The sequence below is a fragment of the Hyphomicrobiales bacterium genome (genome assembly GCA_002869065.1).
GTDB lineage: Bacteria > Pseudomonadota > Alphaproteobacteria > Rhizobiales > Rhodobiaceae > Rhodobium.
The window spans coordinates 206926-230091 of the sequence record PKTR01000001.1; the positions used below are offsets into that span (position 1 = coordinate 206926).

Here is a 23166-nt window from a genome sequence, read left to right on the forward strand (position 1 = left end):
CGGTCGCACGGGTGGCAAACCCCGTGCACCGGGCGGCCAATTCGGTTACATAGCGGGGCAATTCCCTCGAACCGGACCCCTTTGTCTGCCGTGTCAAACGCTGTGAACCACCGCGCCGCCCTGGAAAACCGCGACAAGATCTTCGCGGTTGCGCCCATGATGGACTGGACGGACCGGCACTGCCGGGCCTTCCATCGCCGGCTGACGACGCGCGCGTTGCTCTACACCGAGATGGTGACGTCGGGCGCGGTCATTCACGGCGATCGCGAGCGCCTCATCGGCTTCAGCGCCGAGGAGCATCCCGTCGCGTTGCAGCTCGGCGGCTCCGACCCGGCGGAACTCGCCGAGGCAGCGCCCATCGTTGAGGGCTTCGGCTATGACGAGGTCAACCTCAATGTCGGGTGTCCCTCCGACCGGGTGCAATCGGGCCGCTTCGGCGCCTGCCTGATGGCCGAGCCCGGCCTCGTCGGCGAGTGCGTCGCGGCAATGAAGAACGCCGTCTCGATCCCCGTCACCGTCAAATGCCGCATCGGCATCGACGATCAGGACCCCGAACCGGCGCTCGATGCGCTTGTCGCCGCTGTCGTCGCGGCCGGCACGGAAGCGGTCTGGGTGCATGCCCGCAAGGCCTGGCTCGAAGGTCTCAACCCGAAGCAGAACCGCGATATCCCGCCGCTCGACTACGACCGGGTCTATCGGCTGAAAGCGGCCCATCCGGACCTTTTCATCGGCATCAATGGTGGTATCGCGACGCTCGACGAAGCCTGTGCCCATCTCGACCATGTCGATGGCGTGATGCTCGGCCGCGCCGCCTATCACACCCCGGCCTTGCTCGCCGCCGTCGACCGGATGGTCTATGGCGCGGGCGGGGACGGCCCCGATATTTTCGCGGCGGTTGACGGGTTCACGGATTACATCGAGCGCCAGCTCACCCGCGATATCCGCCTGTCGCACATCACCCGCCACATGCTCGGCCTGTTCCACGGCATGCCCGGCGCTCGCCGCTGGCGTCGTATTCTCACCGTCGAGTCGGTCAAACCGGGCGCTGGTATCGAAGTCGTCGAAGCCGCACTCGACGCCGTCCGCGCCTCGGTGCTGGACAGCGCCGCGCATATCGGCGACAGAGAAGAGGACGCCGCGCCCAACCGGGTACGCGCATAAATCACAAGAGCAGGGACCGGATCGCGAAGCGCCGGTCATACGTTAGGAAACGACCATGGGGCTCGATCTTCCGCTCGGCGAACTCGCGCTGTTTGCCGTTGCCCTTCTCGGCACGGGCGCCGTTGCCGGCATCCTCGCCGGCATTTTCGGCATTGGCGGTGGCGCCGTGCTGGTGCCGGTGCTCTACCAGTTCCTCGGAATGCTCGGCGTCGATCCGGCGGTGCAGATGCATGTCGCCGTCGGTACCTCGCTCGGCATCATCGTGCCGACCTCAGTGCGGTCATTCCTGTCGCACAAGGCGCGTGGCGCGGTCGATATGGACCTGCTGAAAAGCTTCGTCATCGCCGTGCCCGCCGGCGTTGTGCTCGGCTCGATCGTCGCTGCCTATGTCTCGGCCGCCGGGCTGAAGGGCATTTTCGCGGCCATCGCCGCGCTGGTCGCCTTCAAGATGCTGTTCGGCAAGGCGAGCTGGCGTCTCGGCGATGATCTGCCCGGCGTCGCCGGCCGCAGCTTCGTCGGCGTTGTCATCGGCTTTCTGTCGGTGCTGATGGGCATCGGCGGTGGCGTCATGAACAACACCTTCATGACGCTGTTCGGCCGCCCGATCCATCAGGCGGTGGCAACGTCTGCCGGCGTTGGCGTGCTGATTTCCATTCCCGGCATGTTCGGCTTCATCTGGGCCGGCTGGGGTGCGGAGGGCCTGCCGCCGCTGTCGATTGGTTTCGTCAACGTGCTCGCCGTCGCGCTGGTCATCCCGGTGACGATCCTCATCGCGCCGCTTGGCGTGCGCATCGCGCATGCGCTGACCAAGCGCAAGCTCGAGGTCGGCTTCGGCATTTTCCTGCTGGTCGTCGCGACGCGCTTCCTGATCAGCCTGTTCTAGAGCGCATTCCCGAACCGAAGGTCCGCGCAAGCGAAAAGTTGACAGACTTTTCGGAAAAGAATTCGCGGCAAAACAAAGAGATAAAGCATTTCAGTGAATCAACGTTCGCAGGAAATGCTTTTGGGCGCAACAGACCGCCTATGGCGTAAAGATCAGCCGGTCGCCCTCGACCCGCCACGACGACATGCGGTTGAGAAAATTCATGCCGAGCAGGCTGGTTCCGAGCTTGCCCGATGGCGTCACCAGCGCATCCATCTTCTCGATACGGATATCGCCGACGATGAGCGGACCGGTGGTCACATGGGCGACGCCGGTTTGTCCGTTCGCCGTCATGATCGGCACGGTGTAGGACAGGCGCTCGACGTCGACGCCGATACGCCGCGCGTCGTCGTTGGAGAGCGTCGTTGTCGTCGCGCCGGTGTCGACCAGGAAATCGACCGGCGTGCCGGCAAGGTTCGCGCGGATGTGGAAATGATTGTCGGAGCTGCGCATCACCATGACCGCGCCCGAACCGTCGCTGACCGACATGCCCGGCACGATCGCCGCCGCCGTGCGCCGCGCGATCATCGACAAATCGTCCTTGAAGGCATAGCCGGCGACGAGCACGAGCCCGAGTCCGCCCCATACGAGAACCGCCTTGCCGACCTCACGAAACTGCGGGCGGGAGGCAACGAGCGAGGCAAGCAGGACCGCCAGAAGCACGCCGAGATAGACAAGATTTGGCGCGTCCTCGCCGAGCGGGTCGGCGCCGGCACCGGTGCCAATCCCGGCGATGAACCAGACAAGACCGGCAACGCCGAGGCCGGCGAGGGCGATCAATGCCACTTTGCGGAAATTCGGCGTCATCGGGTCAGGGTCTCCGTATCGCTTTGCCGAGGCAGCATGTCCGGCGGTTCTTCCTAGATAGGAAGCCTTTCGCGCCATGCCAAACGCGGGCGTCGTCAGACCGCGACCATGAGCAGCGCGACGAGGAAACCGATTTCCGCCAGTTGCTGGCTTGCGCCCAGCACGTCGCCGGTCTGCCCGCCGAGTACGCGGCGAATGAAACGTGCAAACACCGCGACGACGGCGACCGCGCCGGCAACCGCAACCAGCGTTGGGCCGGCTCCGGCGGTGACCGCCAACGGGGCAAGCAGGATCACGGTCAGGGTGCTCGCGATCAATACAGCGGCGCGCTCGGGGCGGCCGAAAGAGGCCGAGGCGCCATCCGGGCGAGCGTGCGGCAGGAGATGCGACACCCAGGCGACCAGCAACCGGCTGACGGCAGCCGCCGACATCAGCGCGATTGCCGCGGCGAGAGGCTCGTAGCGCACAATCAGCGCGGCAAGCGCGGCGGCACGGACCAGCAGCGACAGAACCAGCACGACGGCGCCATAGGTGCCGATGCGGCTGTCGCGCATGATCGCGAGCTTGTCGGCGATTTTCCATCCCCCGCCGATTCCATCTGCGACGTCGGCCAGCCCGTCTTCATGCAGCGCGCCGGTCGTCGCCACCAGCGTGGCTAGCGTCAGGAGCGCGATCAGCGCCGCCGGCAGCGCGGTCGTCGAGAGAATGAAAAGCACCAGGGCGGCGGGAAGCGCGATAAGGGCCCCGGCGAGCGGCAGGGCGCGCGCCGCGCGGGCAAACCCGGTCGATTGCATCGGATCGTCGGTGGCGTGAAGCGGCGGTACCGGGAGGCGCGAAAAGAATCGCAGCATGCCGGCCAGGTCGACAAGCCACGATGCCGCGCTGTTGTCGTTTTCGCTCATTCCTCGCCCTGCCGCTGCACTTTGCTGTTGGTCATACCCGCACGCGCTTGCATTGCCTCGTGCCCGGTTATAGATCGGGAACCCTCTGCTGTCTCAGCTTTCCCGCCCAAGGAGTCGTTCGATGTCCTCGTGCGCCGACCGCGCCCCATTTGATGATATCCGCACGCTGATCGATACCATGCCCGGCACCGACGATGCCGCCGTCGCCGCCGTGCGCGAACGTGAACGCGACCTGACCAAACCCCAAGGCTCTCTCGGCCGGCTGGAAAGCCTGGTCGAATGGCTTGCCGCCTGGCAGGGATTGCCGCGCCCGAGCGTGGATAAGCCGCGTGTCGCCGTCTTTGCCGCCAATCACGGTATCGCCGCGCGCGGCGTTTCGGCCTATCCGCCCGAGGTGACCAAGCAGATGGTCGCGAATTTCGCCAACAACGGCGCCGCGATCAATCAGCTCTGCGCCGTCTATGATATCGGCCTCAGGGTCTACGAGCTGGCGCTCGATGCGCCGACGCCGGACATTGCCGAGACGGATGCGTTTGACGAGGTCGGCTGCGCCGCGACCATCGCCTACGGCATGGAAGCGATCGAGGGCGAAGTCGATCTGCTGTGCATTGGCGAAATGGGAATCGGCAACACCACCGTTGCCTCGATCCTCTACCACGCCCTTTACGGCGGTGAGGCCCGCGACTGGGTCGGACCCGGAACCGGCCTCGATGCCCATGGCGTTGCCGTGAAGGCCGACGTCGTCGCCAAGGCCGTCGCTCGCCTCGGCGGTGAGCGCCCGGAAGCGCTCGAGATTCTTCGCCGCCTTGGTGGGCGGGAGATCGCGGCAATGGCCGGCGCCATTCTGGCTGCTCGCCACGCCCGCATCCCGGTCGTCGTCGACGGTTTCGTCGCAACCTCCGCTGCGGCCATCGTTCACGGCATGGCGCCTGACGCTATCGATCATTGCCTGTTCGCGCACACATCCGCCGAGCCGGCGCACGCCCGCGCACTCGAGGCCATGGGCAAGGAGGCGCTGCTCAATCTCGGCATGCGGCTCGGTGAGGGGACGGGCGCGGCGATCGCGGCGAGCATCGTGCGCGCGGCTGCCGCCACCCATAATGGCATGGCGACCTTCTCCGAAGCCGGTGTTGCCGGCAAGGGCGCCTGATTCCGTTTTGATTTGGGTCGAGTGACGCGATCCGCTGCGCGGTCAGCCCCGTGCGGCGGCTTTGCGCCGTTGCGCCGGGCGATTGCGATCTTCCACCGTCGGCATGATGTCGAGTACGCGTTCGGGCGGGAAGGTGATGAGGACCTCGGTACCTTCGCGCAGTTTCGATTTCAGATCGAAGGTGCCGCCATGCAGATTGATCAGCGCCTGGCAGATCGGAAGGCCGAGACCGGTTCCCGGCTCGGCGGACTTCTGCGCCAGTGATCCCTGGCCAAAGGCCGACAGCACGATCGGGATTTCGTCCTCGGGGATGCCGGGGCCGGTGTCTCGCACGGCGACATACTGCCCGCCGCCTGCGGTCCAGCCGACCTTGGCCTTGATCTTGCCGCCCGCCGGCGTGAACTTCACCGCATTCGATAGAACGTTTAGGATCACCTGGCGGATTGCCCGCTCGTCTCCCCACAGTTTCGGCAGGTCGGGCTCGATCTGCTCGATGATCTGCAGGTCCTTGCCGCGCGCCTTCAGCGACATCATGTGCACGCAGTCCTCGACGATGTAGGGCAGCGTCACGGCTTCCTCGACGAGTTTCTGGCGGCCGGCCTCGATCCGCGACAGGTCGAGGATCTCGTTGATCAGCGTCAGCAGATGCTGGCCGGAGGAGTGGATGTCGCTGATGTATTCCTTGTAGGTCTCGTTCTCGACCGGGCCGAGGATCTCGTTCTTGATGACTTCGGAAAAGCCGAGAATGGCGTTGAGCGGCGTGCGCAGCTCGTGGCTCATGGTGGCGAGGAAACGGGATTTCGCGAGATTGGCTTCCTCGGCGCGGCGGCGCGAGTCGTCGGAAATCGCCGTCGCCTGTTCCAGTTCGGCGATCAGCGCATCCTTTTCGGCCCGGTGCTCAAGCGTCGTCAGCGAGGACTTGTAGAGCCGGTATCCGAGCGCGATGAAGAAGGTCTGCGCACCCAGCGCCATCGCCGCCATGATGTAGTAGACGACTTCCTGCTTCGCCACGTAGATCGCGACGGTCGCGAGCGTGATCGGGATGGTCGCGGCGGCCGACGTGACGGGCAGGCTCGACGACAGCATGGTGAGAACGGCAACCACCACCAGCATTGTTGCGAACTGGAAAATCTCGAAGGAATTCGCGGTATCCGACGACAGCAGGAAATAGCCGATCCACGCAATCGAATAGAGCAGCGAGGCAATGGTCAGCTTGCTGCGCCATTTCGCCAGCTCGACCTGATGGAGCGGCTGCTGGCTGAACCGCCGGCAGGTGCCGAGCAGAATGGCGTTGGCAGCGAGTGTCAGCGAGGCCCAGGAAATGACGATGACCTTTTCCATCCAGATCCCGGCGATCACGCCGATGATGATGGTCAGGGCCGGAAGCAGGATCGCCGCCGCAAGGTGATTGCGGGCGAACATCGCGGTCAGTTCGCGGTCGAATGCGGGGCGGGTACCGCTGGAGGACATCATGCGTTCGCGCACGTCATTGACCGCACGCGAGACATCTTTTCGATGTTCCGCGCGCTGCCGGTTGGCGGCAGTCTTGCCGTCACCCTGCAGGCCAACTTCCTCGGACATGCGTTTGCCGTTCCTCAAACCCAAAAATTTCGTCGGATCGAAATACCCCACCGATAGCGCCTATTATTCCGTCCAATCGTTAAGAAAGAATCAGAGAACGCGGTTTCGCGAAAAATGTTTGATTGGCGTGCATTGCGGCGGTGGAGCGCTCGGGCATCATGGATGACGACCGGGTTATTCATTGTTCTTGCAGTGATTTCCCTGTTCATTCTTCCGCAGGGAAAGGATGGCGGGGAGGTTGTCGGCCATGCTCGCGCGGGCGATGGCGATAGCCTGGAGATCGCCGGCCGGCGTTTACGTCTTCACGGCATCGACGCGCCCGAACTCGATCAGACATGCCGCGACGAAGCCGGCCGTCCCTATCCCTGCGGCAGGGTCGCTCGCGATCGGCTGCGCAACCTCGTCGGCGGGGGCGAAATCACATGCGCAGTCAATGGCACCGATCGCTTCGAGCGTTTGCTGGTCGCCTGCCGGTCTGGCGAGGTCGATATCAATGCGCGAATGGTGGCTGACGGCTGGGCAATTTCCTACGGCGCCTACAGCGACGAAGAGGCCGAAGCGCGCCGTGCCGGGCGCGGCATCTGGCAGGGCGAGTTCGAACGCCCGCGTGATTGGCGCGATGCGCGACACAACACTGCAAGGTGATCCGACCGGCCGCGATTGGTGATCGCGACGGGCTTGAGAAACGCCCCATGCCGTGATCAGCTTGCGCGCCAAAGGGGAGGACGACCATGAAGCTGTATGTCGACAACAATCGCGCGCCCAATCCGCGCCGGGTCAGGATCTTCATCGCCGAAAAGGGCATCGACGTTCCGACCGAAATCGTCGACCTCGGCAAGCTGGAGCACAAGACGGACACGTTCACCGCGCTGAACCCGATGCAGCGCCTTCCGGTGCTCGTCCTCGACGATGGCACGGTGATTTCCGAGTCGGTGGCGATCAGCCGCTATTTCGAGGAGCTCTATCCCGAGCCGCCTCTGTTTGGCGTCGATGCGCGCGATCGCGCCATCGTCGAGATGTGGAACCGTCGCATGGACCTAAATCTCGGCATGATGTTCGCTGCCGTGTTCCGCCATTCGCACCCAGCGATGGCGGCTATGGAGGTTCCGCAGGTGCCGGAATGGGCTGAAGCAAACCGGCCCAAGCTGCTGGATTATCTGGCGTTTATGGACAAGGAACTGGCCGGGCGCCCGTTCATCGCCGGCGAGCGCTTTACGATCGCCGACATCACCGCGGTCTGCATCATCGATTTCCTGCGGCCGGCCCGCGTCAAGGTTCCCGAAGAGCTGACCAATCTGCACCGCTGGCACGCCGAGGTCTCGGCTCGTCCGGGCTGTGTGCAGTAGCGGCAGGATCCGGCCGAATGAGCGTTTCCCCCGGCGAGGATCTGCGCGACGTGGTGGCGCCGGGGCTGGAAGACCTCGGGCGGCGTGTAGCGGCCTGTCGGGTTTGTCGCGATGCCCCGCTCGAAAAGACGCCACTGCCGCACGAACCGCGACCGGTACTGCGGATATCGCGCACCGCGCGGATCGCCATCTGCGGCCAGGCGCCTGGCGCACGGGTGCACGCGTCGGGATTGCCCTTTGACGACCCGTCCGGCGACCGGCTGCGCGACTGGCTCGGCGTCGACCGAGCTGTTTTCTATGACGTCACCCGCGTCGCCATCATCCCGATGGGCTTCTGCTTTCCTGGCCTCGACGCAAAGGGCGGAGACCTGCCTCCGCGCAAGGAGTGTGCGCGCACCTGGCACGACGAAATCTTCGCCGCGATGCCGCAGATCGGTCTGGTGCTGGCCATCGGCGCCTATGCGCAGAGCTATCACCTGGGCACAGCGCGCCGAAAGACGCTGACCGAAACGGTTGCCGATTGGCGGACCATCTGGGAACGGGATGTGCGCCCGCGCGCCTTGCCGCTGCCGCATCCTTCCTGGCGCAACACCGGCTGGCTGAAACGTCATCCCTGGTTCGAAATCGATGTGTTGCCTGTGCTCAAAAAAGAGGTCCGGACGCTCATCGAGCATCCGGACCAGTCCGGGTAGAGCCAAAGTGTCTCTTGATGGAAGCGCCTGTCGCTCAAGGGGCAAGAGCCGGGCTTCTCGTTCGGTGGGAGCCTCCGCCGGGCCCCGGGAACCGAAAATCGTCGGGTCGTTATCAGGCGGCTTCGGCGTCGGACAGGGCGAGCGCGACCTGCGCAGCCTGCTCTTCAAGTTCGTCCTCGATGATGGAAACGTCGTAGCCGGCACGTTCCGCCGTTTCGATGACGACTTTGACGCCAAGCCGGGCGGCCATCGCCTGCGCCCAGAGAAGCGCGCTGCGGGTTCCCGACTTGCAATACATCAGCACCGGTCCAGGCAGCTCGGCGAGCGCGTCGGCGACATCGTCGACGATCGCTTCGTCGGTGACGTCGAGACCGGGGCAGGGGATGTAGCGGTAGGCGAGGCCGACGTCCGCGGCGAGTTCTGCCGCATGGTCAGAGAGCACCGGCACGCTCTTCTCGGTATCCGGGCGATTGTTGATCACGCTGCGAAAACCGCGCGCGGCGGCAACGGCGAAGTCGGCCGAATTGAGCTGCGGAGCAACGGCGACATGCGGGGTAAGAGCGGCAATCTTGGTCATGTTCTTCTCCTCGCAGGGGCAGCGATGAGGACGCTGCACCATCTGGCTTGTCATTGAAGCTAGGGAGATTTTCGCGCCGCACAAGCAAAAAGCGACGTATGCTTAGAAAATAAATCTAAAATTCCGATTGCAACCGATGCCGATAGGAATATCATACCCCAAACTAAAAATGCCGAGAAAAAAATTCTGGAGGGGAAATCATGGTGGATCGCACGGACCGGAAGATTCTCGCCATTTTGCAGGAGGACGCGACCGTCCCCGTTGCCGAGATCGGCCGTCGGGTCGGCCTGTCGACCACACCGTGCTGGCGCCGTATCCAGAAGCTGGAGGAGGAAGGGGTGATCCGCAAGAGGGTCGCGGTCCTCGATCCGGCCAAGGTCAACGCCAAGGTGACCGTGTTCGTCGCGATCCGCACCAACCGCCACACCGAAAACTGGCTGGAGGAGTTTTCCTCCACCGTCGAGGAGTTCCCCGAGGTGGTCGAGTTCTACCGCATGAGCGGGGATATCGACTATCTGCTGCGCGTGGTGGTGCCCGATATCGAAGCCTATGACGCCTTCTACAAGCGCCTCATCAGCCGCATCGAGCTGTCGGATGTGAGTTCGACCTTCGCCATGGAGGCGATCAAGTACACCACCGCGCTGCCGCTCAACTTCGTCACGCTCGACAAGCAGACATAAAAAACGCGGCCTAAGCCGCGCATCGATGTCATGAGAAGCAGGCAGTGGAGCGGGCCGCGAGGGCCCGCTCTTTCGTTGCAGAGTTACTTCTTGCCGTGGTCGTCGAGACGGGCGATCAGGCTCGACGTATCCCAGCGCGCGCCGCCCATGTTCTGCACTTCGCTGTAGAACATATCGACGAGCGCCGCGACCGGCAGGTTGGCGCCGTTGGCGCGCGCCTCGTTGAGGCAGATCGCCAGGTCCTTGCGCATCCAGTCGACCGCGAAGCCAAAATCGAACTTGCCGTCGCGCATGGTCTCCCAGCGGTTTTCCATCTGCCACGACTGAGCCGCGCCCTTGGAGATGACGCCGATCACCTTGGCGACATCGAGCCCGGCGATCTTGGCGAAGTGGATGCCTTCGGCGAGACCCTGAACGAGACCGGCGATACAGAGCTGGTTGACCATCTTGGTGAGCTGGCCGGCACCGGCCTCGCCCATCAGGCCAACCATGCGGGCAAAGCAGTCGATCACCGGCTTCGCTTTGTCGTAGTCGGCTTCGTCGCCACCGATCATGACGGTGAGGACGCCGTTCTCGGCGCCCGCCTGACCGCCGGACACCGGCGCATCGAGCGCACCGAAGCCGCGCGCCTTCGCCTCGGCAGCGAGTTCGCGGGCGATTTCCGCGCTTGCCGTGGTGTTGTCGATAAAGACCGCGCCTTCCTTCATCGACTGGAAGCAGCCATCGGGCCCGAGCGTCACCGAGCGCAGATCGTCGTCATTGCCGACGCAGGAGAACACGAAGTCGCAGCCTTCCGCTGCCTCGCGCGGGGTGAGGGCGAAGCTGCCGCCGTGCTCGGACACCCATTTCTCGGCCTTCGCGGTGGTGCGATTGTAGACGACCACGTCGTGGCCGCCGCGGCTCTTGATGAAGCCGGCCATCGGATAGCCCATGACGCCGAGACCGATAAAAGCGACTTTCGCCATTCATTTTCTCCCTTGGATTTTCGGGCCGCGCGGGGGCGCGGCGAATTGTTTGCCTCAGTAGTAGAATAGATTTGCCCCGGACGGAAACCCGTGCGGCGGGCGTAGCAGTTTCGCCGCTGCGGGAAAACTGCACGGACTATGCGATCTGGGAGAGCGCCTGTTCGAGGTCGCCGATCAGATCGTCGACATGCTCGATGCCGACCGACAGGCGCAACAGGTTTTCCGGCATGTCGGTCACGCCCGCTTCGATTGTGTGGCGATGCTCGATGAGGCTTTCGACGCCGCCGAGCGAGGTCGCCCGCACGATCACCTTGAGCGCACCCGCTACGGCGAGTGCGTCCCTGGCGCCGCCCTTGATGCAGAACGACATCAGGCTGCCGAACCCGTTCGTCATCTGCTGCACGGCAATGTCGTGGCCCGGATGATCGGCGAGGCCGGGGTAGAGGACCCGTTCAACGGCCTCATGGCTGTTGAGGAAAGACGCGATGGCCACGGCATTGGCCGATGCCCGCTCGACCCGGAGTGCGAGGGTGCGCAGGCCCCGCAGGAACAGCCACGTCTCGAACGGTCCGAGTACGGCGCCGGCTTCCCGCCGTTCCGCCCGGATGGCGGTCCACCATTCGGCGTCGATGGCGTCGCTCGCCACGACGCCGGCCAGCACGTCGGAATGGCCGTTCAGCGACTTCGTTGCCGAGTGAAGAACGATGTCGGCGCCGAACGAGGCCGGCCGCGAATGGATCGGCGTCGCGGCCGTCGAGTCGACGGCAAGCAGGGCTCCGACCGCGTGGGCGGCGGTTGCGGCGCGTTTCAGATCGACGATGCCGAGCCAGGGGTTCGACGGTGTCTCGACGAGAACGAGGCCGGGCCGGGCTTCGGCGATGGCGTGTTCCAGTATGTTGGCATCCGTCGCATCCACTTCGACAAGCCGGACGCCGGAGCGGGCGCAATGCTTGCGCAGCCAGACCGTGGTGCCCCAATAAATGCCGCTCTGCGCGACGATGGCACCGCCATTCGGCACCGCGCGCATCACTGCCGCAATCGCCGCCATGCCGGAGGGAAAGGTGAGGGCGCCGCGCACGCCTTCAAGCTCGGCGAGGACGCCTTCGAGCTGGGCATAGAGCGGCATGTCGTCCCGGCCATAGATCCGGCCCGGCGCGAGCGGCTGATAGTCGTCGCCACGGGCAAAGGTCGTCGCCGGCTGGATCGGCGGCACGACGCCGCCCGACGCGGCATCGATTGCGCCGCCGCCATGGGCGAGCAGGGTTTCGATATGTTTGGGCGCCAGCCCGTCCGCGTCGCCGCTCATCTCAGTTGGCCATCTTGAGGTGGCGCGTCAGCCGCTTCTCGAGCCGGTTCCAGATCCGGCGCAGCGTCTCGACCATGACCAGGTAGAGAATGGCGGCCCAGATGAAGACCTGGAAGTCGAACGAACGGGAGAAGGCGAGCTTGGTTGCGCCCATCAGGTCGAACACGGTGACGACGCTGGCGATCGCCGAGCCCTTGATCATCAGGATGATCTCGTTGCCGAGCGGGCGCAGCGCGATGATCAGTGCCTGCGGCACGATGATGCGAAAGAAAATGACGACCGGTTTCAGGCCGAGCGACTGGGCGGCCTCGGTCTGGCCGCGCGGAACCGACTGGATCGCGCCGCGCAGGATTTCAGCCTGATAGGCGGCGGTGTTGAGCGTGAAAGTGAACAGCACGCACCAGAACGCTTCGGCAAAGAAATCCCACAGGCCAACGGCCTCAAGCTGGTCGCGGAATTGACCGGCGCCGTAATAGATGAGGAACACCTGTGCAAGCAGTGGCGTGCCGCGGAAGAAATAGACGTAGCCGTAGGAAATCGCCTGCAGGAAACGAGAGGACGACATCCGCGCCATGGCGACGGGGAAGGAAAGCAGCGCTCCGGCACCCACCGAAATCGCCACGATCGTCAGTGTGACGACGAGACCTTCGAGGAGCTTCGGTCCGTAGCGCGACAGAAGATCAGGATCGAATTGCAGAACGACCATGCGCAGGAGGAAGAAACCGGCGATGGCAAAGACGCTCATCACGCCCCAACCGAGGATCCGGATCTTGGTCCAGCGCGCTTTGCGCGGGGCAGGGGCTTCGAGTGCCGTCATCGCCTAGTGTCCCATGCCGCTTTTGTTGACCCGGCGCTCAAGGCTGGACAGCCCGGCCGACGAAATCATCGACATCACCAGATAGATCATGCAGGCGACGCCGTAGAAGAAAAACGGCTCCTTGGTGACGCCGACGGCGATGTTGGTCTTGCGCAGGAGGTCGTCGAGCGCAATCACCGAAACGAGCGCCGTATCTTTCAGCAGCACCAGCCACAGATTGGTCAGGCCGGGCAGGGCAAGGCGGAAAAGCTGCGGGATGATGACCAGCCGGGTGATCTGGAATCCGGTCAGGCCAAGCGCCTTGCCGCCTTCGTACTGGCCCTTCGGAATGCCACGCAGCGCGCCGAGGAAGACTTCGCTTGAAAAGGCGGAAAAGACGAGACCAAGTGCAACGACGCCGGCGGTGAACCCGCTGATCTCGACATAGGTATCTGTGAAAAAGGCGACGATCTGCTGCAGGACGATCTGGCCGCCATAATAGACGATGAACAGCGTCAGCAGTTCCGGCAGGCCGCGAAAGATGGTCGTGAAGATATCGCCGGCAAGCACCAGCGAGGGTTCGCCGGAATCCTTGGCGAGCGCGACGAGAAAGCCGATCAGAAGCCCCAATGGCAGGGTGACCAGTGCGAGCCGCACCGTCAGCCAAATGCCGATCAGGATCTCGTCACCCCATCCCGTTGGCCCGTAGGCCAATAGCCCCAGCAAATCTGACAAGAAAACCCTCTAAATGCTGATCGGGCGGCGGTTTGTGCCGCCGCCCGAAGAGAGCGAAAACGCCGATCAGTAGATCGAGAAGGGGAAATACTTGGCGTTGATCTTGTCGTAGGTGCCGTCCGCGCGGATCTCGGCGAGGGCCTTGTTGAACATGTCGGCGAGATCGGTTTCACCCTGACGGATGGCGATGCCGGCGCCGGCGCCGAAATATTTCTCTTCGTTGTAGCTATCGCCGACGAAGTCGCAGCACTTGCCGTCTTCGGTCTTCGAAATCCACTCGTAGAGAACGACGGAATCAGCGAGCACCGCGTCGAGGCGGCCGGAGGCGAGATCAAGATTGGCCTCGTCCTGCGTCGCGTAGAGCTTCACGGTCGAGTTCTTGTACTTGTCCTCGAGGTAGTTGGCGTGAATGGTCGAGGACTGCGCGCCAAGCGTCTTGCCGGCAAGCGCTTCCGGGCTGGTGTCCTTGACGTCCGACGTCTTCGCGGCAATGAAGCGGGCCGGGGTCTGGTAGTACTTGTCGGTGAAGTCGACCTTCTTACGGCGTTCTTCGGTGTTCGACATCGACGCGATGATGGCGTCGTACTTGTTGGCGAGCAGGGCCGGAATGATGCCGTCCCAATCCTGCGCGACGAAGGTGCACTCGACCTTCATGCGGCTGCACAGTTCCTTGGCGATATCGATATCGAAGCCCTGCAGCTCGTTGTTGGAATCGAAGAAGTTGAACGGAGGATAGGCGCCTTCGGTGCCGATCCGGACCTTCGTCCATTCCTTGGCCTGGGCGACGCCCGAAACGGCCATGATCACCGCCGCGGCGGTGGCGATTTTGGCAAAGAATTTCATTCGTTATCCCTCTGTCTGAGCCTGGGGGCTTATGCCGCCCTCGTTATCTCCGGCCGTGCGGCGGGCGCCGCAACCGGGACCGGCGGGTATATTCCCACCAAAAATGACAAAGGCGCAAGGATGCAGCGCGGCGAAAACCGCAATTTTCCCAAATTGATCCGAGAAATGCGCCGTGACGCGGCGGCATGCGTTTTGCGCGAAAACGCAAACGAAAAGCCATGCGGTCAGACAGATGTCGATACAGAGCGCGGCGGCAGACCGAATTCGGTGAACAGAAGCACACGGACCGGGGCGCCTTCCTCGATCGAGGGCGTGTCCTCGTCGATCTCGATGAGACCGTCGGCCTCGCGCAGCGAGGTGATGATGCCGGAGCCGTCACGGGCGAATTTCTGCACCCGCAGGGTCCCATCATCGCCCGTCACCAGAATGCCGCGCAGGAACTCGCGCCGGCCGAGCTTGCGCTTCGGCACCTCGAAGGCCGCCGGGATCATCATCGCGCGCGGCAACTCGAAGCCGCCGCCGGACATGGCGACCAGCGTCGGGCGGACATAGCTGAGGAAACAGTTGAAGGCGGCAACCGGATTGCCCGGAAGCCCGAGCACCACGCAATCGCCGATCTGGCCGAAACTCATCGGCCGGCCCGGCTTGATCGCGATCTGCCACAGATGGCGATGGCCGAGCGCGTCGATGGCGTCGATCAGATGGTCTTCCTCGCCAAGGCTTGCCCCGCCCGAGGTCACGATGGCGTCGTATGTTGCCGCGAGGTCGGCCAGCGTCGCCTGGATCTTGTCGGCATCGTCTGGCAGCACGCCGACATCGACCGGTTCGGCACCAGCGGCCTGCAACAGCATCGTCAGCAGGAAGTGGTTGGTGTCGTAGACCTGACCTGGCCCGAGCGGATTGCCGGGGCGGATAATCTCATCGCCGGTCGAGACCAGCGCGACCTTGAGCCGGCGATAGACGGTGACGTCGTTCTTGCCGGTCGAGGCGATCGCGCCGACTTCCTGCGGTCTGAGCCGCACGCCGGGGGAGAGGATGGCCGCGCCCGCCTGGATGTCCTCGCCGGCCCTGCGGCGGTTGGCGCCGTCCTTCAGGCCAGGCGGTATGTGCACCCATTCCGTGCCGTCGCGCTCCTCGCGCGTGCAGTCTTCCTGCATGGCGACCGTATTGGCCCCGGCCGGCATCACCGCGCCGGTGAAGATGCGTGCAGCCGTACCGGTAGCAAGGGGCGTGTCGGCCGCATGGCCCGCCGCGATGCGCGCCGAGATCGGGAACCAGCCGTCGCCGGCCACATAATCGGCATAGGCAAAGGCGTAGCCGTCGACAGCGGAATTGTCGGCCGCCGGCACGTCACGCGGCGCGACAATGTCTTCGGCCAGAATTCGGCCTGCCGCTTCGATCAGCGGGATTGTCTCGATGTCGACCACCGGACCGATGCGCTCGCGCAACAGCGCCTGCGCTTCGTGGTGGGTCAGCCGGTCGGCGTCGGTGAGGAAGCAGTCGTCGAGGAGGCGTTTAGTGCGCGGCATCGTGCCGTTTGATCCCGAAGGTTTCGATGATGAAGTCGGTGATAGCGCCGATATCGTCGAGGGAAAAGACCGGCTTGTCCGTATCGTCGACGGCATGGTCGCTGGCGATGGCGAAAACGGTGGGATCGGTCAGCGCCAGCGGGTCGTTGCGCGAGGCCTCGAGCCGGCGAACCTCAAGCTTGGGGTAGGATTCGCGCTTGTAGCCTTCGACGATCACGACGTCGCAGGGCGCGAAGCGCGGCAGAAAGTCGCCGAGGCCCGGTTCTTCCTCGTTTTCGCGGTTTTCATGCATCAGCACCCAGCGATAGCCGGAGACGAGGGCGACTTCGCCGGCGCCCGCGCCGCGATGGCGGTACGAGTCGGTGCCTTCATGGTCGACGTCGAACGCATGGTGTGCGTGCTTGACGGTCGACACCCGGTAGCCGCGCCGCGTCAGCTCGCCGACGATACCGACGACCATCGTCGTCTTGCCCGAGTTCTTCCAGCCGGTCACGCCGATCACCGGCACGCCGTTCGGCCCAACAATCGCATTCATGCGTTGAGTTCCTCGTAGATCACCGCCGCCGTTTCGAGGTCTTCCGGCGTGTTCACGTTGAAAAAGGGATCGATTTCGATGTCGTCGATGATCGGGCCGCCGAAGCGCACCTCCGCCATCTGATGCCGGTCGACCCAGGCGAGCACCTTGCGGCTGTTGTCGCCATTGAGCCAGGCCTCGAGATCGTCGGCAAGAGCGACCGGCCACAGCCCGAACACCGGATGAATGGAATTGCCCGAACGCGCCAGCGCGATCATCGTCTCGCTGTAGCCGGCGGCCCCAACGAGGCGGCCGACCAGATCGGTCGGGAAGAACGGCGTATCGCAGGCCACCGTCACCACCCAGCGCGCGTTCGGCGCGTGCTCGCGGGCATAGGTCATGCCGGCAAGCACGCCGGCGAGGGGGCCCGCGAAGCCTTCGATGGCATCGGCAACGACGGGAAGCTTCAGATCGGCGAAGCGCGCCGGGTCGCCATTGGCGTTGACGACGAGCGGACCGACTTGCGGTGCGAGCCGCTCCGCGCTGACGGAAATCATCGTACGCTCGCCGAGCATCATCAGGCTCTTGTCGACGCCGCCCATGCGTCGCGACAGCCCGCCTGCCAGCAGGCAACCGACAGTGAGCGAGGCATAGCGCCCCGGATCGTTCATCAGGGTTTCGTCTTGTCCGGTAATCGACGCCACGTTCCGCCTAGGCCTCCGCGCTGTGCCCGCGACCGCCCTTGCGGGCGTGCTTCGGATCTTCTTCGCCGATCCGCTCGGGATCCTCGTCGAAGATGATCCGCTCGGTTCCGGCAACGGCAACGAACCGCTTGCCGCGCAATCGACCGACCAGCGTCAGGCCGGCCTTGCGGGCAAGCTCGACCCCGGCTGCGGTGAAGCCGGAACGCGAGGCGAGCACGGGAATGCCCATCAGCACCGTCTTGATCACCATTTCCGAGGTCAGACGCCCCGTGGTGTAGAAGATTTTGTCGTCCGGCGAAACGCCGTTTCGGAACATCCACCCGGCGATCTTGTCGACCGCGTTGTGCCGCCCGACGTCCTCCATATAAACGAGCGGGCGGTCGTCCTTACACAGCACACAGCCGTGGATCGCGCCGGCGGACAGATAGAGCGAGGGCTGGGTGTTGATCTTTGCCGACAAGGAATAGAGCCAGGAGGTGTGCAGTTTGGCCTCGCTGGCAAGCTTGATGTTGCCGAAGCTGTCCATCACGTCGCCGAACACTGTGCCCTGGGCGCAGCCCGAGGTGCGCACCTTCTTCTTCAGCTTTTCCTCGTAGTTGGTCTGCCGCTCGGTGCGAACGACGATGACGCCGATGTCTTCCTCGTAGTCGACGGAGCGGATGACGTCGTCGGCCTTCAACATGTTCTGATTGAGCAGATAGCCGATGGCGAGCAGGTCCGGGTGGTCGCCGATCGTCATCATGGTGACGATCTCCTGGCTGTTCAGGAAAAGGGTGAGCGCGCGCTCGTTGACGACGCGAATCTCGACCGGCTGACCGGTGTGGTCGACGCCGCTGACGGGGCTCGACAGCAGCGGATCGTCCGGGTTCGGCGCGATGGTGAACTCTTCAAGGGCGACGGACTCGTCCTCGCTCATATCCTCCCCCTTTCATTCTTGTCTTTATCCGGTTATGGGCGTTATGCCGCAGGGAGGCAAGGGCGACAGACATCGCCGTCATGCAAATTGCTTTCATTGGATGCATTGACCAATGCGAAGCGGCCTATAGATTACCGGCTTCGAATATACGGACGCGGCGGCGTTGAGTGCCGAAAGCCGTGTAGGAAACGCTGTCGCGGAAGAGGGAAGCGGAGAATATGACCGAAATCACCAAGGAAATGGTTCTGGAGCGCCTGCAGAAAGTTCGCGGGCCGGATCGCGAGAGCGATATCGTCGAACTGGGCCTCGTTTCCGACATTTTCGTCTCGGGCAACCGGGTTGCCTTTTCGATCACCGTCGATGCCGACCGGGCGAAGGACCTCGAGCCGCTGCGTCAGGCGGCTGAAAAGGTCGTCTCGGACATGCCGGGCGTCGAACGTGTCATGGTCGCCCTGACGGCCGAGAAAAAGCCGGGCGCCAGTGCGCCTGCGCCGCAGCCGGCCCAGGCCGCGCCGAAGGAAGACCCGACCAAGCCGGGCGTGCCGGGCGTCAAGACCATCATCGCCGTTGCCTCGGGCAAGGGCGGCGTTGGCAAGTCGACCACCGCCGTCAACATCGCGCTCGGCCTGCAGGCCCTCGGCCTCAAGGTCGGTGTGCTCGACGCCGATATCTACGGCCCGTCGATGCCGCGCCTCCTCAAGCTCACCGAGCAGCCGGAGCCGACCCCGGAAGGCAAGCTGAAACCGGTCGATGGCTATGGCCTTTCGGTCATGTCGATGGGCTTCCTTGTGGAAGAAGACGTGCCGATGATCTGGCGTGGCCCGATGGTCATGTCGGCGCTGACCCAGATGCTGCGCGAAGTGGACTGGGGCCAGCTCGATTGCATGGTCGTCGACATGCCCCCGGGCACCGGTGACGCTCAGCTCACCATGGCCCAGCAGGTGCCGCTCGCCGGCGCCGTCATCGTCTCGACCCCGCAGGACCTCGCCCTCATCGACGCCCGCAAGGGCCTGTCGATGTTCAAGAAGGTCAGCGTGCCGGTGCTCGGCATCGTCGAGAACATGAGCTACTTCCTGTGCCCGTCCTGCGGCGAACGTTCCGACATCTTCGGTCATGGCGGGGCGCGCGCCGAAGCCGAGAAGCTCGGTGCGCCGTTCCTCGGCGAAGTGCCGTTGCACATGGACATCCGCGCCCATTCGGACGACGGCACTCCGGTCGTTGTGTCCGATCCGGACGGCCCGCACGCCAAGATCTACAAGGACATCGCCGCCAAGGTCTGGGCCGAGGTCCAGTCGCGCACCGGCAGCTCCGCCCGCACCGCACCGCGGATCGTGGTTGAGTAAGCCTCGTCCTTGAGGGCAGATATCGAAGCGGCCGGGCCTAGCGCCCGGCCGTTTTTTTTGAGCGCATTCCCGAAAAATGGGAACCGGTTTTCGGATAAGAATTCGCGCAAGAAAATTTGCTCGTGCGTGGTGAGTGGTTTGACAGTCACTATGAATTTTCAAGTGCGCTGAAGAGTTTAGCCTGGTTTCTTCGCGGCCTGCCGGGCGGCGATGCGCTCGCGGTGGAAGGTGTAGACCCCGGTCGCGATGACGATGGCCGTGCCGATGAGCGTGAGGGCGTCAGGCACATCACCCCACACGACGAAACCGATCACAAGTGCCCACAGCACGATCGAGTAGCGGAACGGAGCCACGACGGCCATGTCGGCGATGCGGATCGCGGCGATGATGAAGAAATAACCGATCAGGATGAAGACGGCGGCCGCCGCAAGCAGCATGAGGTGCCGTGAGGTCGGCGCGGACCAATCCTCGAAGGGCGACATCGCAAGGCCGAGCAGGGCGACCGCAGTTGTCGTCGCGAAGGTGACGTGAAAGGTCGTCAGCTTCGCCGGCATCCGCCGCGTCGCCAGATCGCGTAGTGTGATGAAGCAGATCGCGGCAAGCGCCGACAGCACCCAGATATCGAAGCCCTCCGGTCCCGGCCGCACGATCAGCGCGACGCCGAGGAAACCGGCGCCGACCGCGATCCAGCGCCGCCAGCCGACCCTGTCGCCGAGGAAGATGGCCGCCGCCGCGGTGACCAGTAGCGGCACCGCCTGCAGGATCATCGTCGCGTTGGCGATCGGCATGTGAAAGAGGGCGGTAAGATAGAACACCGTCGCGCCGACCTCGCCGACGAGACGCCAGCCGACGACGCGGTGGCGAATACCGGTCAGCCCCGACAGATTGCCGGTCGCAAACCCGATCAGCGACAGCATCGAAAGCGCAAACAGCCCGCGAAAGAACAGGATTTCGCCGGTCGGCAGGTCGGCGGAAGCGAGCTTCACGAAGGCGTCGTTGAAGATGAAGCCGGCCATCGAGGCCGACATCGCGGCGATGCCGGCGAGATTTCGTGCGGGAGTGGCCTCAAGGGGCGCGGGAGCAGACGACACGGCAGGCGCACCCTTCAGAACGACTCACACGGGAGGAATGAAAACACCAGCAGAATAGGCCGCTGGCTAGCCGCCCGTCACCGACATGTGGCGAGTAACGCTTGGCTGGTTGGTGTCCCGGTCGATGATGAAATCGTGGCCCTTCGGCTTGCGGCCGATCGCTTCGTCGATTGCCTGCTTGAGAAGCTCGTCGCCCTCGGAAGCGCGCAGCGGCGCCCGCAGATCCGCCTTGTCGTCCTGGCCGAGGCACATATAGAGCATGCCGGTGCAGGTGATACGCACGCGATTGCAGGATTCGCAGAAATTGTGCGACATCGGCGTGATGAAGCCGACCCGCCCGCCGGTCTCGGCAAGGCGGATATAGCGCGCCGGCCCGCCGGTCGCGTAGTTGCTATCCTCGATCGTGTAGCGCTCCGAGAGCATCGCCCGCACATCCGACAGCGGCAGATAGCGGTCGGTGCGGTCCTCGTCGATCTCGCCCATCGGCATGGTTTCGATCATGGTCAGGTCGTAGCCGCGGCCATGCGCCCATTCGAGCATCGGCAGGATCTCGTGATCGTTGACGCCCTTCAGCGCGACCATGTTGATCTTGATCGACAGGCCCGCCTCGTCGGCGGCGTCGAGCCCGCGCATCACCTTGGAGAGTTCGCCCCAGCGGGTAACGGCCTTGAACTTGTCGGCGTCGAGCGTGTCGAGCGACAGGTTGATGCGTTTGACACCGTAGTCTGCGAGCTGTCCGGCGTAGCGGGTGAGCTGCGAGCCGTTGGTGGTGACGGTCACTTCGTCGAGCTGGCCGCTTTTCAGATGCCGCGAGAGCTGCCGAAACAGTTCCATGATGCCCTTGCGCACCAGCGGTTCACCACCGGTGAGGCGGATCCGTCGCACGCCTTTTTCGACAAAGGCCGAACACAGCCGGTCGAGCTCTTCCAGCGTCAGCACCTCGCGCTTCGGCAGGAAGGTCATGTTCTCGGCCATGCAATAGACACAGCGGAAATCGCAGCGGTCGGTCACCGAGACGCGCAAATAATTGACGGCCCGTCCGAACGGGTCGATCAAGGTGCCCGGATCTGCCTCGAGCGGGCCTGGATGCTGCATCGGACTTCCTCCACCATCCCGGTTACACCCGATAGTCCGGTCCCGGTATGCCTCTTTAAAGAGTACATTAGGCAAACAGTCGGCGGCGTCAAACCACATTAGTCAAGAACGCGGCGCACTGCGATCATCGGGCGCCTTGCCGAAAGGGGGTCTTTGACCTAAATCCCGCCTCAACAGTTTCAAAAAACCGCTCCGGGAGCCGTTATGCAGATTGAAGATATTTGGCCGACCGAAATTCGCCTCAAGAAGGATCGCCGCGGACTGGTCGTCGCGTTCGATACCGGCGAGACCTTTGACCTTTCGTCAGAGTATTTGCGGGTGATGTCGCCCTCGGCCGAGGTGCAGGGGCATTCGCCCGACGAGCGCAAGACCGTGCCGGGCAAGATCAACGTCGAGATCATGAAGCTCGAGCCGGTCGGCAACTACGCCATCAAGATCGATTTCGACGACATGCACGACACCGGCATCTACTCTTGGCAGACGCTCGCCGAGCTGGGTCGCCAGCACGATGCCCTGTGGGCGCGCTATCTGAGCGAGCTGCAGCAGCAGGGCATGTCGCGCGAGCCGGCTCCGGTACCCGGCGCCTGACCGCATCCACTCAGGAACACCTACAAACAAAAACGCCGGCGCGAGGGATCGCGCCGGCGTTTTCGTATTTGTGATGGTTCGCCCTATTTGCGGACGACGACGACCTTGGCGCCAACCTCGACGCGCTTGTAGAGGTCGATCACATCGTCATTGGCCATACGGATGCAGCCGGACGAAACGGCGGTGCCGATGGTCCAGGGCTCGTTCGAACCGTGAATGCGGTAGATGGTCGAGCCGATATACATGGCGCGCGCGCCGAGCGGGTTGTTCGGACCACCTTCCATGTAGTGCGGCAGGCCCGGCTGGCGTTTGCGCATTGCCGGCGGCGGGGTCCAGCCCGGCCACTCGGCCTTGCGGGACACGCGGTGGGTGCCCGACCACTGGAAGCCCGGACGGCCGACGCCGATACCGTACTTCAGCGCCTTGCCACGTTCCATGACGTAGTAAAGGCGGCGTTCCTTGGTGTTGACGATAATGGTGCCCGGCGAATAACGACCGTCATAGGACACCGTCTGACGACGGATCGGCGACTTGCCGCTGCCCATGTAACGGATCACGCCAGGTCCATCGACCTGAGTGCCGCTCGCGTCATAACGCGTCATCACGCCCGGATTGTATTCGGCCATGGCCGTACCGACAACGCCGAAGGCCATCGCAAAACCGGCCGCAAAAAGAGAAATCTTCCGCATCGCAAACCCTTTGTTGCTCGACTTGTCGCCCGAATCCCAGAAAAAACCCTGCATCGCCGCTCGGCCGATGGCAGTTTATGGCGGATAATGATGATGTGGCCAAATTGCGACAAGGTTAACGGGGCGGAATGTGAACACGGCCCCTAAGGGTTTTTGCGATGTGTTGTGATTTCGCCACGGTGTGCGCAACAATCTTTCGCTCGATACAATCAAAAGGCGAGGGGGCGAGGGCGT

The 23166-nt window shown here is 63.8% G+C and carries 25 protein-coding genes; 9 read left to right on the forward strand and 16 right to left on the reverse strand.

The window, feature by feature from the left end; translation table 11 throughout:
* The first annotated feature begins 156 nt into the window (after positions 1-156).
* Positions 157-1161, forward strand: coding sequence for a tRNA dihydrouridine(20/20a) synthase DusA (locus C0606_00985; protein PLX39633.1), 1005 nt, complete (start codon positions 157-159; stop codon positions 1159-1161).
* A 55-nt stretch (positions 1162-1216) separates the two neighbouring features.
* Positions 1217-2044, forward strand: a complete 828-nt coding sequence (locus C0606_00990) for a hypothetical protein (protein PLX39152.1) — start codon at positions 1217-1219, stop codon at positions 2042-2044.
* Between the two features lie 138 nt (positions 2045-2182).
* Here the strand turns inward: C0606_00990 and C0606_00995 are convergent, their stop codons facing one another.
* Positions 2183-2968 (reverse strand): TIGR02281 family clan AA aspartic protease, encoded by a 786-nt coding sequence (locus tag C0606_00995; protein ID PLX39153.1) that lies wholly within the window; start codon positions 2966-2968, stop codon positions 2183-2185.
* A gap of 17 nt (positions 2969-2985) precedes the next feature.
* The gene (gene cobS / locus C0606_01000) at positions 2986-3792 is read right to left on the reverse strand and encodes an adenosylcobinamide-GDP ribazoletransferase (protein ID PLX39154.1); all 807 of its coding nucleotides are present in this window, start codon (positions 3790-3792) and stop codon (positions 2986-2988) included.
* A 121-nt stretch (positions 3793-3913) separates the two neighbouring features.
* Here cobS and cobT point away from each other — a divergent pair, with 121 nt between their 5' ends.
* The gene (gene cobT, locus C0606_01005; protein PLX39155.1) at positions 3914-4942 is read left to right on the forward strand and encodes a nicotinate-nucleotide--dimethylbenzimidazole phosphoribosyltransferase; all 1029 of its coding nucleotides are present in this window, start codon (positions 3914-3916) and stop codon (positions 4940-4942) included.
* Between the two features lie 42 nt (positions 4943-4984).
* Here the strand turns inward: cobT and C0606_01010 are convergent, their stop codons facing one another.
* The gene (locus tag C0606_01010) at positions 4985-6523 is read right to left on the reverse strand and encodes a two-component sensor histidine kinase (GenBank protein PLX39156.1); all 1539 of its coding nucleotides are present in this window, start codon (positions 6521-6523) and stop codon (positions 4985-4987) included.
* Between the two features lie 114 nt (positions 6524-6637).
* On the opposite strand from C0606_01010, the gene C0606_01015 reads away from it, so the two are divergent.
* The 3 genes from C0606_01015 to C0606_01025 all read left to right on the forward strand — a co-directional run bounded on the left by C0606_01015 (position 6638) and on the right by C0606_01025 (position 8561).
* The gene (locus C0606_01015; GenBank protein ID PLX39157.1) at positions 6638-7168 is read left to right on the forward strand and encodes a hypothetical protein; all 531 of its coding nucleotides are present in this window, start codon (positions 6638-6640) and stop codon (positions 7166-7168) included.
* An 86-nt stretch (positions 7169-7254) separates the two neighbouring features.
* On the forward strand, positions 7255-7869 hold the full coding sequence (locus tag C0606_01020) for a glutathione S-transferase (protein ID PLX39158.1): 615 nt from the start codon (positions 7255-7257) through the stop codon (positions 7867-7869).
* Positions 7870-7886: 17 nt separating this feature from the next.
* Positions 7887-8561 carry a uracil-DNA glycosylase gene (locus tag C0606_01025; GenBank protein ID PLX39159.1) on the forward strand — a complete coding sequence of 225 codons (675 nt, stop codon included), beginning with the start codon at positions 7887-7889 and terminating at the stop codon, positions 8559-8561.
* Positions 8562-8673: 112 nt separating this feature from the next.
* Here the strand turns inward: C0606_01025 and C0606_01030 are convergent, their stop codons facing one another.
* The gene (locus C0606_01030; protein ID PLX39160.1) at positions 8674-9192 is read right to left on the reverse strand and encodes a TIGR01244 family phosphatase; all 519 of its coding nucleotides are present in this window, start codon (positions 9190-9192) and stop codon (positions 8674-8676) included.
* Positions 9193-9341: 149 nt separating this feature from the next.
* Between C0606_01030 and C0606_01035 the strand changes: the two genes are divergently transcribed.
* Positions 9342-9818 carry an ArsR family transcriptional regulator gene (locus C0606_01035; GenBank protein ID PLX39634.1) on the forward strand — a complete coding sequence of 159 codons (477 nt, stop codon included), beginning with the start codon at positions 9342-9344 and terminating at the stop codon, positions 9816-9818.
* Positions 9819-9901: 83 nt separating this feature from the next.
* On the opposite strand, the gene C0606_01040 is transcribed toward C0606_01035, so the two are convergent.
* From C0606_01040 to C0606_01080, 9 genes are all read right to left on the reverse strand, one after another.
* Positions 9902-10783, reverse strand: coding sequence for an oxidoreductase (locus C0606_01040; protein PLX39161.1), 882 nt, complete (start codon positions 10781-10783; stop codon positions 9902-9904).
* Between the two features lie 136 nt (positions 10784-10919).
* Positions 10920-12089 (reverse strand): cystathionine gamma-synthase, encoded by a 1170-nt coding sequence (locus tag C0606_01045; GenBank protein ID PLX39162.1) that lies wholly within the window; start codon positions 12087-12089, stop codon positions 10920-10922.
* Between the two features lies 1 nt (position 12090).
* On the reverse strand, positions 12091-12906 hold the full coding sequence (locus C0606_01050; GenBank protein PLX39163.1) for an ABC transporter permease: 816 nt from the start codon (positions 12904-12906) through the stop codon (positions 12091-12093).
* Positions 12907-12909: 3 nt separating this feature from the next.
* A complete protein-coding gene (locus tag C0606_01055) occupies positions 12910-13620 on the reverse strand; it encodes an ABC transporter permease (GenBank protein ID PLX39164.1) in 711 nt (236 codons plus the stop codon).
* A 66-nt stretch (positions 13621-13686) separates the two neighbouring features.
* On the reverse strand, positions 13687-14463 hold the full coding sequence (locus tag C0606_01060; protein ID PLX39165.1) for an amino acid ABC transporter: 777 nt from the start codon (positions 14461-14463) through the stop codon (positions 13687-13689).
* Positions 14464-14687: 224 nt separating this feature from the next.
* Complete coding sequence (locus C0606_01065) at positions 14688-15992, reverse strand: molybdopterin molybdenumtransferase MoeA (protein ID PLX39166.1); 1305 nt, start codon at positions 15990-15992, stop codon at positions 14688-14690.
* Positions 15979-16527 carry a molybdopterin-guanine dinucleotide biosynthesis protein B gene (gene mobB / locus C0606_01070; GenBank protein PLX39167.1) on the reverse strand — a complete coding sequence of 183 codons (549 nt, stop codon included), beginning with the start codon at positions 16525-16527 and terminating at the stop codon, positions 15979-15981. Before mobB ends, C0606_01065 begins: the two co-directional genes overlap by 14 nt.
* Positions 16524-17177: a molybdenum cofactor guanylyltransferase MobA gene (locus C0606_01075; protein PLX39168.1), complete on the reverse strand. Its 654-nt coding sequence runs from the start codon at positions 17175-17177 to the stop codon at positions 16524-16526. Before C0606_01075 ends, mobB begins: the two co-directional genes overlap by 4 nt.
* A gap of 40 nt (positions 17178-17217) precedes the next feature.
* The gene (locus tag C0606_01080) at positions 17218-18126 is read right to left on the reverse strand and encodes a formate dehydrogenase family accessory protein FdhD (GenBank protein PLX39169.1); all 909 of its coding nucleotides are present in this window, start codon (positions 18124-18126) and stop codon (positions 17218-17220) included.
* A 218-nt stretch (positions 18127-18344) separates the two neighbouring features.
* Between C0606_01080 and C0606_01085 the strand changes: the two genes are divergently transcribed.
* A complete protein-coding gene (locus tag C0606_01085) occupies positions 18345-19469 on the forward strand; it encodes an iron-sulfur cluster carrier protein ApbC (GenBank protein PLX39170.1) in 1125 nt (374 codons plus the stop codon).
* 176 nt (positions 19470-19645) lie between these two features.
* On the opposite strand, the gene C0606_01090 is transcribed toward C0606_01085, so the two are convergent.
* Positions 19646-20497, reverse strand: a complete 852-nt coding sequence (locus C0606_01090; GenBank protein ID PLX39171.1) for an EamA family transporter — start codon at positions 20495-20497, stop codon at positions 19646-19648.
* A 129-nt stretch (positions 20498-20626) separates the two neighbouring features.
* Entirely contained in the window at positions 20627-21655 is a 1029-nt protein-coding gene (locus tag C0606_01095; protein PLX39172.1) for a GTP 3',8-cyclase MoaA, read from the reverse strand.
* A gap of 210 nt (positions 21656-21865) precedes the next feature.
* Between C0606_01095 and C0606_01100 the strand changes: the two genes are divergently transcribed.
* The gene (locus tag C0606_01100; GenBank protein PLX39635.1) at positions 21866-22243 is read left to right on the forward strand and encodes a hypothetical protein; all 378 of its coding nucleotides are present in this window, start codon (positions 21866-21868) and stop codon (positions 22241-22243) included.
* Positions 22244-22326: 83 nt separating this feature from the next.
* On the opposite strand, the gene C0606_01105 is transcribed toward C0606_01100, so the two are convergent.
* Positions 22327-22932 carry a L,D-transpeptidase gene (locus tag C0606_01105; protein PLX39636.1) on the reverse strand — a complete coding sequence of 202 codons (606 nt, stop codon included), beginning with the start codon at positions 22930-22932 and terminating at the stop codon, positions 22327-22329.
* Positions 22933-23166: the final 234 nt, after the last annotated feature.